Here is a 14,220-nt window from a genome sequence, read left to right as displayed (position 1 = left end):
GCCTCCGGTCAGAATTTGCCAGATAATTCTACCCCGAAGCGGCGTGGATAGGGGACGGTCGCAAAACGTGTCTGGCTGGTCGCATCGACCACGATGCCCGTGACCTCCCGGTTGTCGGTCAGGTTCTTGGCATAGATTGACAATTCATAGCGATCATCCGGCGCACGGTAGGCGACACGCGCACCGACATCCCAGAAGGCCTCGCCCCGCGACAGGGCGGAATTGTTGGCCTGGAAATATTGCTTGCCGACATGCGTGGCATCGGCATGCAAAAGAATGGCACCGTCATTATCCAGATCGATGCGGTAATCCGCGCCTATATTGGCGGTATGATGCGGCGCCTCGATCATGTCGTTGCCGCTGAGATTGACGCCGTTCAGCACCAGCCGCCGATATTCGGCATCCAACAGACCCAGGCCGGCATTGACCGTCAGTTCGGGCGTCACCCGCGCCGACAGTTCCAGTTCCACACCCTTGGTCCTTGACTTGCCGGCATTGACCAGTTGCTGATTATTGATGCCGACCAGATTGATGAATTGCTGATTGCTGAAATTATAGAGAAAGGTCGACACATTGGCCGTCAGGCGGCGGTCGAGCCATTGCGATTTCAGGCCGACCTCGTAGGCGTCCAGCTTTTCCGGGTCGGCGACGTTGAGGTCGGCTGCATTGGTCAGGGCGCCACCATTGAAGGCGGAACTGCGATAGCCACGGGCAAACTGCCCGAACAGCATGACATCATCGTCCAACTGCGCGCGCAGGCCGACACGGCCCGTCGGCTTGGCATCGTGATAGGTCAGGGTCGGCTGTTTGGCGATGACCGGTGTCACCTGGAAGTTGGAAAGCCGTCCCTTGTCATCGGTGTAGCGCAGGCCGCCATAGGCCGTGAACATGTCAGACAGTTCCAGGGTGCCGTCGATATAGGCCGCATAGGAGGTGCGGCGCTGATCGAAGCTCTGGTTCAGGATGGGCAGAACGGGCGGACCGCCGAAAATCGTGTAGGTTGTATCGATATCGATATCGTCGCGGAAATAGTACAGACCCGCGATGACGTTGAAGGCACCGGACCCGTTGGTGGCGATACGCAGATCCTGGCTGGTTTCCTTGTTCTTTGCCCTAAAATCGATGTGCAGCAGGTTCCGGGTCGTGCCATCGGCATCGACATTATTCAGGAACCGGCCGCGCAGGTGGGAGGTGATGGAGGTGATGGAGACAGGCCCCAGATCCTTCTGCACATTCAGATAAAGCCCGCTGCCCCGCACCTCCAGGTCGCCGTCGCGGTCGGTCGCCATCTGATGGCGGGTCATGCGCTGGCCGGTATAGGGGTTGACGCGGGGGTCGACACCCAGGGCGTTCAACCCGCCCGGTGCGGTACCGGTATTGATGACGCCGATGGCTTTGGCATCCGACCCATTATGGAAGATGCGTAGCGTCGCCTTCAGGTCGTTCTCATCCTGATAGCCCAGGGTCAGGCGGCCGGCCTTGCGGTCGATATTCGACCGGTCGGAAATGGCTGGATTCACATTTTCGATATAGCCCTTGGAATGGGCCACATTGAAGGCAAAGCGGGCGGACAGCCGGTCTTCGACCAGAGGCACCTCGGCCACGCCCTTGGCCTCGACATAGCCATAGCTGCCGGCCCCGATGCTCATCTCCGCTTCCTGCATGAAGCTGGGGCCACGGGAGATATAGTTGACGGCGCCTGCCGTGGTGTTCTTGCCGAACAGCGTGCCCTGCGGTCCGCGCAGCACCTCGATCCGCTCGATATCGAACACCTGGGCGCCACCCAGATACTGCGCACCGACATAGACCTCGTCATAGAAGACACCGGTCGGCGACACGGCGTTCAGATTGAACTCGGACGTGGAGATGCCGCGCAGGGCGAATTTCGGCTGGTTCTCGTTACCCAGCACCGACACCCGCAGATTGGGCGTCTGGCGCGCGATCTCGGTGCCACTGTCGATCTTGGCCATTTCCAGACCCTGCGCGCCGAAGACGGACACGGAGACCGGAACTTCCTGAAGCCGTTCATCGCGCTTCTGGGCGGTGACGATGATTTCCTCCAACACCATCTCGTCCCTGGCGGGCGGCGTCGGTGTCGATTGGGCATAGGCGATGGCTGAGGTAGACGTGCAGGCAGCCACGCAGGCGACGCGAAGCGTCGCTGCCTTGAAACGCGATCCCATGGTTCTCTCCCTTGAATGGCCATTTGTCGTTTGGCCTGAGATTTATTTATTACGATGTAAACTTTAATGTCAATGCGGAATCTGCTGGCAAAAATGCCAGCCGCATTACCCGTAAGCATCCGGCGTAGGCCCATTCAGGGCTTTGCCTTCCAGTTCCATGGCAAGAGGTCGGTGATGGCCTTTGCGGGATGATCATGGATGCGGGCGAGGGTGTCGGCGAGCCAGGCTTGGGGATCGACGTCGTTGAGCTTTGCGGTCTCGATGAGGGTGTAGATGGCGGCGGCCCTGTCGCCGCCAGCATCGGAGCCGCAGAAGGTCCAGTTCCGGCGTCCGACGGCGATGCCGCGCAGGGCGCGTTCGGCGGCATTGTTTGACAGGCAGATGCGCCCATCCTCCAGGAACCGGGTCATGGCGCCCCAACGTTTCAAAGCATAGTCCATGGCCTTGGCCGGATCTGACTTGGGCGACAGGCGGGCACAGGCGTGGCGCAGCCATTGCTCCAGATCGTCGATCAGGGGACGGCTTTTCTCCTGGCGGGTTTCGGCACGTTCCGCGATGGCGCGGCCGTTGATGCTCCGCTCGATGGCGAACAACGCGTCGATGCGCTTCACGGCCTCGGCTGCCAGGGGTGACTTTCCATCCTTGGCCAGATCAAAGAACCGGCGGCGGACATGGCTCCAGCATCCGGCCTCCAGGAGGGGACCGGGCTTGCGGGCGGGATCGTAGAGGCCGGCATAGCCGCTATAGGCGTCGGCCTGGAATATCCCGGCCCAGCCGGCCAGGTGGCGCTGCGGATGCTCGCCGGCACGGGTGCGGGCATAATGGTAGAGGGCGGCGGGCGGATCGCTACCGCCGAACGGTCGATCATCCCGCACATAGACCCATAGTCGGCCGGTGGCGGCTTTGCCCCCGGATCGGGTCCGGGGCAGGCTCTTGGCCAGAACCTGCACCGGCGTGTCATCGCCATGGAAACGATCAGCCGCCAGAACGTGGGAGCGTATCGCCGCCACCAGCGGGGCCAGGGTTGCCGCCGCCGCGCCGACCCAGTCGGCCAGAGTGGAAACGTCCAGGTCGATCCCTTCCCGGGCATAGGCGGCACTCTGCCGGTGCAGCGGCAGATGTTGGGCATATTTCCCGGCCAGCACCATGGCCAGCAGGTCCGGCCCGGCCCGCCCGCGCCGGATCGGATGGGAGGGTGCCGGCGCCTGGCTCACCGCCTCGCAGGACCGGCAGGCGAATTTCTCCCGCACATGCTGCACCACCTTCCAGCGGCGGGGTTCGCATTCCAGGCTTTCCAGCACATCCTCGCCGATCTTGCGCAAGGTATCGCCGCCGCAGCGGTCGCAGACACAAGGCCCCGGATGCACGATCCGCTCCCGTGGCAGCGCCTCCGGCAGCGGCCGCCGGGCCGGTTTGCGCGGTGTGACGGCAAGGGCGGGGGCGGGCGTGCTGAGTTCGCCGGCCACCTCGTTTTCGGCGCTGGTCTCCTCCAACTCTTCCAGTTGCAGTTCCAACTGCTCCACCAGCAGCCGGCCCCGCTCGGAGGATTGGCCGTAAAGCTCCCGCCGGGCCTTGGCCAGAGCCAGACGCAGCCGTTCGATCTCGATCGCCCGTTCACCGGCCTGTTGGCGCGCCCTCGCCAATTCCCCCTGCAATGCCAGGATCAGCGCATGGGCCGCCGCCAGATCGGCAGGCAGGTTGTCGGCAGCTTGGGCGGGAGGATTGGGGCTGGACATGGGGTCATTGAATCATGCCCACGCCGTCTTGTCTGCAGCTTTTCAGCCCGCCCGTTCGGGCCGGGCCGTGTGCTGCGGCAGCCGCCAGTCGATCCCTTCCAGCAGATAGCCCAACTGGGCCGGGCTCAGCGTCACCGCCCCGTCCACCACCGACGGCCAGATGAACCGGCCGCGCTCCAGGCGCTTGGTGAACAGGCAGGCGCCTTGGCCGTCATGCCAGATGACCTTCACCAGATCGCCGCGGCGGCCACGAAAGACGAACAGGTGACCGCCATGGGGATCGCGCCCAAGAACCTCCTGCACCTGCCGGGCAAGGCTGTCGAACCCCTTGCGCATGTCCGTCCGCCCCGTCGCCAGCCACACATGCACCCCCGGCGGGATCGGGATCATCCCGCCCCTCCGGCCGCCCGGATCACTGCCCTGGCCAGCGCCAGATCCACTGACCCGCGCAGCCGCACCTCGACCCCGCCGGGCAGAAACACCGAGATCTCCGCGACCGATGCCGTGGGGGGGGGGTGGGGGCCGGCATCGCCGCCTCCGCGACCGGCATAGTCATCGGCTCATCCACAGGGGACAGCCGAACCGGCGCGAACACCGGAACCGGGCTATCGACCGGCGAAACCGATACGCCCAATTGTCGGCGCCACCGGTATAGCAGGCTCTCGTGGACCCCGAACCGCCGGGCAACATCCTGGACCACAATGCCGGGCCTGAACGCCGCCTCAACCAGCCGGACCTTCTCCGCATCCGACCACTTCCGACGCCGCTCCGTGCCCGTCAAAACCTCCAGCCGCTGATAAGCCATCTCGTTTGCCACTCGTTTGCGTCCGCGCTATCGCGCTTACGCAAAGACTCCCAGCTACAGACCACCAAACACAAGGCGGCTCACACCGGACGCGTACCATTACCCGCGCCCCGCATGCGTCACAACGCAGGTTGGACGCGGGTATCAGGACACCCGATTTCAATCGGCAGCGATAAGTTATTGATTTTATTTAGATTCATCAACAAACGGTGAGTCAATGCAAAACAAAAACCCCAGCAAGCTGTTGCTCTTGCTGGGGTTTTCTGTTTCAGGTTGGATGCGGGGGCTCGCCTTGACCGACGTTATAGTAAACTTACTGCATTGATCTAATTAACCTTTAATGGAAGGTCTTTCTCATGCCCACAACCTTGCCATCGGGTCTGGAATCGTAAGATAAGTCAGGAACGCGGACCGACTACCCCTCCATCATGCAATCAACCGCTGCTGCCCTATCGGGGCTGACGCCAGACAACGTCGCCAGCTCCGGCATCAAGATATCCGTTACCGTTTGAACCCAGGCGATCAACCATGGCAGATAATCTGAAAGCTTGCCATGGCCGGGTGGGCGGCCTTGGCGACTGGGCGCTACCGAGCCCGTAGCCGCAACATGCAGTGCCGGTTTCACCGCTAATCTTGCGCTCATACTGAAATGCCGCGATGCCTCAGGTCGGGATCGGCAAGCCGCTATCCGCACTTCAACCCTTTCGCGAAGATCGTCCGAATATGCCTTACCTGTGATCCACCTCCGATTAAGATGGGGCACATCCTGACGCTAAAAGGAGCCATTCGATTCTGGTTTCAAGTGCAATGCCCTACGACAGGCGTTTTTGCACGGTCCGGCGTGATCACCTGGTGGGGATCGCCGCCGAGAATGCGTGGGCAATGTTTGCACGGCTGGTGACCCAGACGTCCGGATGACGCTTCACATGATCAAGAAAGCCTTGGAAAGCACCGATACGTCCTGGCCTGCCAATGATGCGCAGGTGCAAGCCCAGGCTCATCATCCTGGCACCGTCTGTCTGTGCTTCCTGGTAAAGCCAGTCGAAACTGTCCGTCGCATATTGCAGCCAGTCGCGTGCCGTCAGGGATGGTGACAGCCAGAATTTCATATCGTTACTGTCGAGCGCATAGGGCATGATCACCATGGGTTTGGTAGACCCGTCAACCATCGGTACATGGTCCCAGAAGGGAAAATCGTCCGAGTAATCGTCCATGTGATAGGTATAGCCCTCTTCCGCCAGCAGCCGACGGGTGATGTCGGTGTGCAGGTAGCGCGACAGCCAGCCGATGGGCCGTATGCCCGTCATTTTCTCGATAGACTGCCAACCATCCCGGATGAAGGTCCGCTCCCGCTCTTCCTTCATCCAGAATTGATGGCTCCACCGGTGACCATGGCAACAAACCTCATGGCCCTGTGCCACAATCTCTGTCGCGAGGGAGGGAGCGCGCTCCAGAGCCAGGGCGGCGGCGGTGAAAGTTGCTTCAACCCCATATGCCTTCAGAAGGCGCATGATGCGAGGGGCACCCGCCTTGATGCCATACTGGTAATTGCTTTCATTGCCATGCATCCGGATGGGCTTGGACACATGGACCGACAGTTCATCCACAGGCTCCGGCCCCTTGTCGCCATCACGGATGTTCTGTTCTGCACCCTCTTCTACATTGACGACGATGGACAGGGCCAGTTTAGCCCCATTGGGCCAGGTGAAATCGGCGGGTGCGGGCATTTCGTCCTCGGTCTGCAAACAAGAAATTTAACGGGCGCTTGCGTCAATGCGGCTCTTCACCGCCGGAAACATTCATGCTTTCTGCTGTGACGTAGCGGGCATCATCAGAGCAGAGGAAGGCAACGGCACCCGCCGTATCCTCTGGCAGGCCAGGGCGGCCCAAGGGAATTCGGTTCTTCATTCCCTCCAGATATGCCTCCAGTGTCAGGCCCAGTTTCTGGCTGAAATACTCATTCTGCCAAGCACCCAGGCCTGTCGTGACATGATTGGGGCAAACATTGTTGACGGTGATCTGGTGCCGCCCCAGTTCAATCGCCGTGGAGCGAACCAGACCGACGAGGCCGTGCTTGGATGCGCAATAGCCGGCCGCGAAGGGAAAGCCAGATTTGGCGGCCTGACTGGCAATATTGATGATACGTCCGCCGTGGCCAGCCGGCACCATCACCTCTGCCGCCGCCTTGATACCATTGAAGCAGCCGGTCAGGTTGACGTCGATAACGGCCTGCCATTCACTGGGATCCAGTTCCAGCAACGGCTTCATGATATATCCGATGCCGGCATTGTTGATCCAAAAATCAAGACCACCGAGCCTTTCCACGGCAAAGGCCGCAAGAGCACGCATCTGGGGCAGGTCGCGGACGTCACACGGGAAGGTTTCAATACGCGCGCCGGTACCAGCGGTTAAATCGGCGGCCACAGCCTGCATTTCCGAAATACCACCGATCATGCTGTCTGGCGTGGCGGCGTCGGCGGAACGCCCGATATCGGAGAGCACCACCGACGCACCCTCAGCGGCAAGTCGCCGGGCAACGGCCTCCCCAAGTCCTTTGCGCCGGCCCGATCCGGTGACAACCGCGACCTTGCCGGCAAAGCGTCCAGCCTGTGCCATTATGCGTTCCCTTCAGCCGAGATTGTCAGTCAGAATAAAGGCAACGTCGGCCATACCCTGAAACTGCCCCGCCACTGTCTGCATCACATCAGTGGCGATATCGCGACCGAACTGCTCCATGTCGGCGACATCAATGACCTCCACATACTGATACGGAGGGGCGGCGTCGCTGCCCAGCAACGCAACTGAGCGGTGGACAGAGAAATCCTGGATTGATGCCAAGCTTTTGACCGTCGGCAGATCGACGGTGCGGGCCCATCGTTCATAGTCGGCGCGATCGACACCGGGTTTCAAGTTGAACAGGGCGATGATGCGCGTGACCATTCCGGTTTCCTCCGCCTGACAATGTCTTAAGGGATAGCATCACTCAAAATTTAATGATATATCTTTATATCATTATCAAGAGTTTTGTTGTCATAGCGTGACGGGGGCATCTTCATGAATAGACGCATCGTCCTGGCCCGACCGATGGGTCCGTCGCCCCAGCCGGAGGATTTCCAGATCGAAGAGGTGGCGATACCTGTCGCGGCGGAAGGGCAAGTGCTGATCCGTGTCGATCACATCTCCCTTGACCCGTACATCGCCAGTGCTCTGCGTGGCCGACATATGTCGGGTGGCGTAGCCGTGGGCGATGTCGTACCGGGGGAGGCGATTGGAACGGTAGTGGAAAGCCGGGGTGACGGGTTTGTGCCTGGTGATCGGGTGCTATGCCGACCGGGGTGGCAAGAATTCGTGACTACTGGCATCGCTCCGGCAGGGGCACCACCAGGACCGCTAAGCCCATTGGCCCAGAAGGTGGCGGTGCCGGCAGGCATCAACCCTACCGCCCTGTTGGGCGTGCTGGGAATGCCGGGCCTGACGGCCTGGGTGGGGACGGTCCGCACGCTAAGGCCCGTGCCGGGCGATACGTTCGTCGTGTCTGCCGCCACTGGCCCCGTCGGCGCAACCGCTGGTCAACTGGCCAAGCGGATGGGCGCGCGGGTCGTGGGCATTGCGGGCGGTCCGGAAAAATGCGCCTAAGCCCGCACCGTTCTGAAGTTCGATGAATGCATCGACCATCGTGAGGTCGATTGGCTGTCAGCCCTGGCGAAGGCCTGCCCAACCGGAATCGATTGTTACTATGACGGGGTTGGCGGACGATTGCTGGAGGGGGTGATGGGCCATCTGGCCCTGGGCGCGCGTATCGTCCTGGTCGGTATGATGGAGCAGTACAAGGCGGCCACTCCCCTGCCCGGCCCCAATCTAGTCCCCCTGATCAAGGCGCGCGCACGGATGGAAGGGCTGGTTGTTTATGATTACTGGTCGGAAATGCCGACATTCCGCCAGCGGATGGCACCTCTGGTCAGGGATGGCGACGTGGTTGTGCGAGAGGAACGAGTAAACGGGTTGGACGCTGCTCCCGCCGCTCTGACCCGGCTGATGGCGGGGGGCAATTTCGGCAAAATGGTTCTGGATCTGTGAGATATGATGAACAGCAATCCGCCCATCGTCCCTCGCGTCGACAGCCCGACCTTCCTGGTCCTGGCCTATGACATTGCCGATGGAATTCAGGCCACGGCCTTGCGGGACCAGCATATGGAAGGGCATCTGACTCATATGGAGGCGCACTGGACACGCTATGTCTGCGCCGGACCGATGCGCACCGATGACGGCAAGAGGTTTATCGGTTCCATGTTCCTGCTGCGGGCCGAGGACCGGGCGGATGTTGATAGCCTGATGCGGGGTGACCCCTACTTCCGCTGCGGCCTTTATGCCCGGGTGGAGGTTGTGCCAACAGTTGTGGCCATCGGCACCGCTATCGGTGGCCGCATCTGGGCCAGCGTCGATCAGTTGAAGACCGGCGGAGCCAGGGGATAGGCCTATGCCGCTTGCCTCGCTACCGACAGATGACCACGGCCACACTGCGGTCGCGGGCCGGGCGGCGAGGGCGTCAGATATCATAACCAAAGCCAGACAGCCGCTGACCAAGGCATGAAAAACTTGTTACACCGCATGGCAGGCACGCCGGGCCTCGTCTGACAGGATGTCGATCAGCGCCGTCTCAAAAGCTGACGGTGCTGCACGGCGACGACGCATGATGGTGAGCGGCGTGGTCCAGGCACCATCGGCTATGTCCCGCCCCATCAGACCGGCGCTGTCAGTGACCATTGATCGGGGCAGAATAGCCAGAAGGTCGGTGCTAGTTAGGATCGACAGACCGAACAGGATGGATGAAGAGGTTATGCGCGGTCGGATCGGCTCCGCTCCCTGTTGCAGGAAGAACCGGTCGATGCGCCCGTCCAACCCGTCGGGCATGGGGCCGTAGATCCAGTCGCAGCCTGCCAGATCGGCCAGGGTGCGTGCATGCGACAGGACCGGATGGTCACGCCGCCCGGCCACGATCCAGCGTTCATGTTCCAGCGTGTTAACCGTGATCTGCGGGTCCGTGGCCGCCGCACTGGTGGTGATGGCCAGATCAATATCGCCGGCCAGCAGCATGCGCACAAAGACCGGCTCTACCCCCGCCTCCACCCGCAGATGCAGGCGCGGGAACATCCGCTGCAAGCGGGGGACGGCGTGGCGGCCGATGCCGGCGGCGGCGGCGGGACTGATGCCCAGCGCCAGTTGCGTGCTGCTGCGCCCCAGCGCCAAATCCAGGTCCCGGCGGAACTGCCCCATCTCCCCCAGGACAGACCGGGCGCGGGACAGCAATGCCTCCCCCATGCGGGTCACGCGAACGCCCTTCGGCGTGCGTTCCAGCAGCAGGACGCCCAGTTCCCCCTCCAGCCGCGCCAGGCTTTTGGACAGGGCCTGCTGGCTCAACCCCTTTTGCCGGGCGGCCAGGGTCAGGCTGCCGGTATCAACGACGGCCAGGAAATATTCCAGGTCCCGCAGTTCCATGCTGCCCGCCCACAATCACCATGCCAATCCGGCCCTCATCATTCCGGAACAGGCGGGCGATTGCCAGCCTGTTCCGGAATGGCACCGATCAGAACTTATACTTCAGACGGCCCGTCCAGGTGACGGGACGGTTCAGGTAAGTGGAGATCAGGAAGGAGGTGCGATAAGTCACGTCGGTACAGTTGGAGCATTCCAATGAGGCCGACCAGGGACCATCGGCGGGGCCGAAGGTGAGGCCGCCGCTGTAGGTCGTATAGCCATTTTCATAGGAGGCCAGGACATTGCTGGTCTGGACCCAGTGCTTGCCGACATGGGTCATGCTGACCGACGGGGTCAGCAGATATTCACCAATGGCGATGTCATAGGAACCAGAGAGGTTCAGGGTGACATCGGGGCTGCGCACCGGTTCGGCGATATTGCCCGCCGGCGTGACGATACCCTGGCCACACCGGGCCGTGGTCCCGGCCCGGCACTGCGCCTGCTGGGTCAGGACGGAGGCGGCGTAGCGCTTATACTTGCTTTCCTGCACGCCCAGGGCGGCAGAGAGGTTCAGGCCCTCCACGGGCACCCAGGTGAATTCCGCCTCCAGCCCCTGCACTTCCATGTCGGCATAATTGCCGGTGATGAAGGCGATGGCACCGCTGGCCTGCTGAAAGGCGGACGGGATCTGGAAGTCGCTGACATCGGTATAGAAGGCGTTCAAGTTGACCCGCAGGCTGCCATCCAGCCATTCGGAACGCGCGCCCGTTTCGTATGACCAGACCTTTTCCGCCGAGAAGCTGCGGATGACTTCTGCTGAGGTGCCGCGTGCGTTCCAGCCACCGGACTTGAAGCCACGCGTGGCGGACGCGAACAGCATCACGTCGTCCGCCGCTTCGAACTCCAGCGCAAAGCGCGGGGTCCAGATGGCCGTCGTCAGGTCATCGGGAATGCCAAGAGCCACCATGTTGGCGGTGCTGAAATTCGCCACCGACCGTGGGTTGCCGTTCGAGACAATGCCGATGGTCTTCTTCTCTTCAGTAAAGCGCAGGCCGGCGGTGGCCGTCAGACGGTCGGTGGCATGGAAATCGAACTGCGCATAGGCGGCCTTGGCCTCCGTCGTGTTGGTCAGGGTCCGGTCGGCCAGAACCGTGGGCGCCGCAAAGTTCAAAAGATCGGCGAAGTCGGTCTCATTATCCTCATGCAGGTAATAGACACCAACCACATAATCCAGCTTGTCGCTGAACAGGGAGCCGTTGGCCTTGATCTCTTGGCTGAACTGGTCATGATCGCTGGTATTCGCGATGGCAAAGCCGCCCGTGGCGCGGGGCAGGTTCGCGAAATCCAGCGCATATTCCTGGCGCAGGTCGCGATAGCCGGAAATGACATTGATGGTCGGACCCGCCGTCTCCACCGCAATGTTGGAGGTCAGGGTCCAGGTGCGGACATTGTTACCAAGGCCGTAATCGCCCTTCTCGCCCACCAGATAGGTCCGCAGCGCCCCACCCTGCTTGGTCAGGCCGGTACGGGTGACACGACGTCCCCCTTCCTTGGTGTTCAGCAGGCTGTCGCTGTCGCTGTCCATATAGTCGGACGAGATGTCCCAGGTGACAGCGTCGGACACCAGCCAGCGAACGGCGCCGCGCAGGCCGGTCGTATCCTCACCATTATTATCCTCCCCCGTCGTCAGGTTCTTGGCCCAGCCGTCATTCTTGATCTTGAAGGCCGAGAACTTGGTCAAAACCGTTTCCGACAGGGGGATGTCGATGGAGGCGCGGGCCGATTTCTCATCATATTTGCCATAGCCGATTTCGGCGAAGCCACCCAGCGTATCGTGGGGCTTGGCCATGATGACATTGACCGCGCCGCCCGTGGTGTTGCGCCCGAACAGGGTGCCCTGCGGCCCGCGCAGCACTTCGATCCGCTCCACATCGAAGAAGGCGAAGTTGTTGGCGTTCTGCCGGCTGACATAGATGTCATCGACATAGGTGCCGACGGGCGGGTCGAAGGTGGCGATGGTTTCGGTGTTACCGAGCGCCCGCAGATAATATTGGTTGGCCGACCCCAGGCCGGTATTATTGGCGCCGATCAGGTTGGGCACGGCATTGATCAGGTCCAGGGTCTCCGTGATCTGCCGCCGCTCAAGCTCCGATGCGGAAAACGCGGTAATGGCGACGGGCACGTCCTGCACCGATTCCGCGCGGCGCTGTGCCGTCACGATGATTTCTTCCAGAAGGCCCTGGGGCTGGGCTTGCTGGGCCAATGACGGGGTGGCCGACAGCAGCGCCAGAAGCGCACAGCCGCCGCTTTTCAAGAAGACATGCTTCTTCTGCATTTGTTGAGTCCCTTCCTGTTCCGGTCCGCATCGAGGCGGTGATTTTTCGGAAAATGCCAATGCATCCTGGTGGCCGGTCTTCGCCTGGCCTTGCCCCTGGCTTTTGCCAATGGAGATGAGTTATTGATATAATGTTATGCTTTTATGCAAATCAAGGGCAATTGTATACAAAAGTGAATTCTGGTGTATCGGCCCGGCATTGTGGCATGGGCACCACAATTCGGGCCGTGACGGCTTAAATTACGGGCTGCCAGATGCCGATAAGGCCGGCCAGGCTGACGGTTATCCAGATACCGACGACATAGCGACGCACATCGGACAAGAGGTCCGCCACCACCGCCTGGGCGGCGCCGTCGTCGGGATTGTTCAGAGCTTTGGCAAAGGCGATGGCAAAGGGCGGCAGCACACGACGGATGGTCAGGCCAAAGCCAATGGCGGCAGCCAGCAGGATCAGCTTCAGGCCGATGAAGCCGGGTACCGCAACAAAGCCGGATAACGCGGCGACGCCTACCGCCGCGAATCCGATGATGGCCACGACACGCAGCCCGACATCGGCGCGCGGCAACGCGGTGCCGGGCTTTGGTTCCGTCACATGCACCGCCCAGACGACGGCCAACCAGATCAGGCTGATGACCCAGGCCAGGATCAGCCAGACCATATCCAGTTCCAGCCACACCTTCGCCACGGCCAGCGTCAGCCCCGTGGGTAAGGCCAGGACAAGGCTGGTGCGGGGGGCCATGTCGATATTGCTGATCATGCGGGCCGCCAGCCGCCGTGCCGCCGGCGGGTGGCGCGGGTCGGCGACGGCGTAGGACGCGTAATAAGCGCCAAGATCGCCCCCGACCCAGAAGACCAGCACGAAGACGTGCAGCAATGTCAGACAAGCCAACAGCATCGGGCCTCATCCTTTCAAAATGGTTTCACGGTCCCCAGGAAGGCCATGGTGATGATGCCGGCCCAGTAGAGATAGGCCAGCCGCCGCCCCACGGCCAAGGCGCTGTCCAGTTTCGTCTCCAGCGTGGATGAAGGTCCTTCCGCTTCCATCTGGCGAAAGATCACGATCCAATCGCGCATGATGTAGCGGAGAAGCAGCCCGATGATCAGCAGGCCCGAGAACAGCGTCGCCTTGGCCGCGTACCAGCCCGCCGACAGCGGCCCACCGGTGACCAGGCTGTACAGACCGACACAGAATAGTGCCGGGATAACGATGTAACGGATCGCCTCATCGGTCTTGGTCAGGGTCATGTAGGCGGGCGAGTTGCGCTTGAAAAAGGCGAACAGAACCAGCGACAGCCAGGCCGCCACGAACACCCACATGCCCACCAGCCAGTATCCGCCCAGCGGTTGCACCCCCATATTGTGGCCCAGATGCAGGCCCAACGGCAGCAGAAGCACAATCCCGCTGCGCGGCAGGATGTCGATCCGATAGGCCGTTTCCATATGCCGGCGCCGTTCGGCCAGCGACAGGGCACTGTTGGTCAGCGGGCGCGAGGCGTTGAACACCCCCCATTCCCCGCCCAGCCAATAGGCCATGGCAATGATATGCAGCCAGCGCAGCACCAGATGCTCGTCCAGGTACATTCCCAGGATTTCCATGACGCTTCCCTTGTGTCTTGGTTTACGGTCCGAACCTTTCGGACCCAGGGTCCAATGTGCCCGGCACGGATGGGAATGCTCATTGATCCA

The 14,220-nt window shown here is 61.6% G+C and carries 14 protein-coding genes; 3 read left to right on the top strand and 11 right to left on the bottom strand.

Translation table 11 applies throughout. From position 1 onward, the window contains the following. Nucleotides 1–8: 8 nt before the first annotated feature. The 7 genes from C0V82_RS13995 to C0V82_RS13965 form a co-directional block, all read right to left on the bottom strand. A complete protein-coding gene (locus C0V82_RS13995; protein ID WP_102112824.1) occupies nt 9–2,183 on the bottom strand; it encodes a TonB-dependent receptor in 2,175 nt (724 codons plus the stop codon). Nucleotides 2,184–2,317: 134 nt separating this feature from the next. Continuing rightward, nucleotides 2,318–3,919 carry an IS66 family transposase gene (tnpC, locus tag C0V82_RS13990; RefSeq protein ID WP_102112823.1) on the bottom strand — a complete coding sequence of 534 codons (1,602 nt, stop codon included), beginning with the start codon at nt 3,917–3,919 and terminating at the stop codon, nt 2,318–2,320. Nucleotides 3,920–3,961: 42 nt separating this feature from the next. Continuing rightward, on the bottom strand, nt 3,962–4,309 hold the full coding sequence (gene tnpB, locus C0V82_RS13985) for an IS66 family insertion sequence element accessory protein TnpB (RefSeq protein WP_094453379.1): 348 nt from the start codon (nt 4,307–4,309) through the stop codon (nt 3,962–3,964). Between the two features lie 22 nt (nt 4,310–4,331). Then, complete coding sequence (gene tnpA, locus C0V82_RS27925) at nt 4,332–4,724, bottom strand: IS66-like element accessory protein TnpA (RefSeq protein ID WP_102112779.1); 393 nt, start codon at nt 4,722–4,724, stop codon at nt 4,332–4,334. A gap of 845 nt (nt 4,725–5,569) precedes the next feature. Continuing rightward, entirely contained in the window at nt 5,570–6,451 is an 882-nt protein-coding gene (locus C0V82_RS13975) for a polysaccharide deacetylase family protein (RefSeq protein WP_102113435.1), read from the bottom strand. 43 nt (nt 6,452–6,494) lie between these two features. Next, complete coding sequence (locus C0V82_RS13970) at nt 6,495–7,340, bottom strand: SDR family NAD(P)-dependent oxidoreductase (protein WP_102112822.1); 846 nt, start codon at nt 7,338–7,340, stop codon at nt 6,495–6,497. A gap of 12 nt (nt 7,341–7,352) precedes the next feature. Further along, nucleotides 7,353–7,664 (bottom strand): REDY-like protein HapK, encoded by a 312-nt coding sequence (locus C0V82_RS13965; RefSeq protein ID WP_102112821.1) that lies wholly within the window; start codon nt 7,662–7,664, stop codon nt 7,353–7,355. A 114-nt stretch (nt 7,665–7,778) separates the two neighbouring features. Between C0V82_RS13965 and C0V82_RS13960 the strand changes: the two genes are divergently transcribed. From C0V82_RS13960 to C0V82_RS13950, 3 genes are read left to right on the top strand one after another with little or no spacing between them, the layout of a single operon-like run. Continuing rightward, complete coding sequence (locus C0V82_RS13960) at nt 7,779–8,360, top strand: MDR family NADP-dependent oxidoreductase (RefSeq protein WP_102112820.1); 582 nt, start codon at nt 7,779–7,781, stop codon at nt 8,358–8,360. Between the two features lie 12 nt (nt 8,361–8,372). Further along, complete coding sequence (locus C0V82_RS13955) at nt 8,373–8,801, top strand: zinc-binding dehydrogenase (RefSeq protein WP_102112819.1); 429 nt, start codon at nt 8,373–8,375, stop codon at nt 8,799–8,801. 3 nt (nt 8,802–8,804) lie between these two features. Continuing rightward, a complete protein-coding gene (locus C0V82_RS13950) occupies nt 8,805–9,197 on the top strand; it encodes a YciI family protein (protein ID WP_102112818.1) in 393 nt (130 codons plus the stop codon). Nucleotides 9,198–9,323: 126 nt separating this feature from the next. Here the strand turns inward: C0V82_RS13950 and C0V82_RS13945 are convergent, their stop codons facing one another. From C0V82_RS13945 to C0V82_RS13930, 4 genes are all read right to left on the bottom strand, one after another. Continuing rightward, nucleotides 9,324–10,220: a LysR family transcriptional regulator gene (locus tag C0V82_RS13945; RefSeq protein WP_102112817.1), complete on the bottom strand. Its 897-nt coding sequence runs from the start codon at nt 10,218–10,220 to the stop codon at nt 9,324–9,326. Between the two features lie 88 nt (nt 10,221–10,308). Beyond that, a complete protein-coding gene (locus C0V82_RS13940; protein WP_102112816.1) occupies nt 10,309–12,534 on the bottom strand; it encodes a TonB-dependent receptor in 2,226 nt (741 codons plus the stop codon). Nucleotides 12,535–12,769: 235 nt separating this feature from the next. Then, complete coding sequence (locus C0V82_RS13935; protein ID WP_102112815.1) at nt 12,770–13,429, bottom strand: hypothetical protein; 660 nt, start codon at nt 13,427–13,429, stop codon at nt 12,770–12,772. A gap of 14 nt (nt 13,430–13,443) precedes the next feature. Beyond that, nucleotides 13,444–14,130, bottom strand: coding sequence for a hypothetical protein (locus C0V82_RS13930; RefSeq protein WP_102112814.1), 687 nt, complete (start codon nt 14,128–14,130; stop codon nt 13,444–13,446). Nucleotides 14,131–14,220: the final 90 nt, after the last annotated feature.

The sequence above is a fragment of the Niveispirillum cyanobacteriorum genome, from assembly GCF_002868735.1.
Lineage (GTDB): Bacteria > Pseudomonadota > Alphaproteobacteria > Azospirillales > Azospirillaceae > Niveispirillum > Niveispirillum cyanobacteriorum.
The sequence above is the reverse complement of the archived record's forward strand: the minus strand, read 5'-3'. Positions and strand labels throughout refer to the sequence as shown.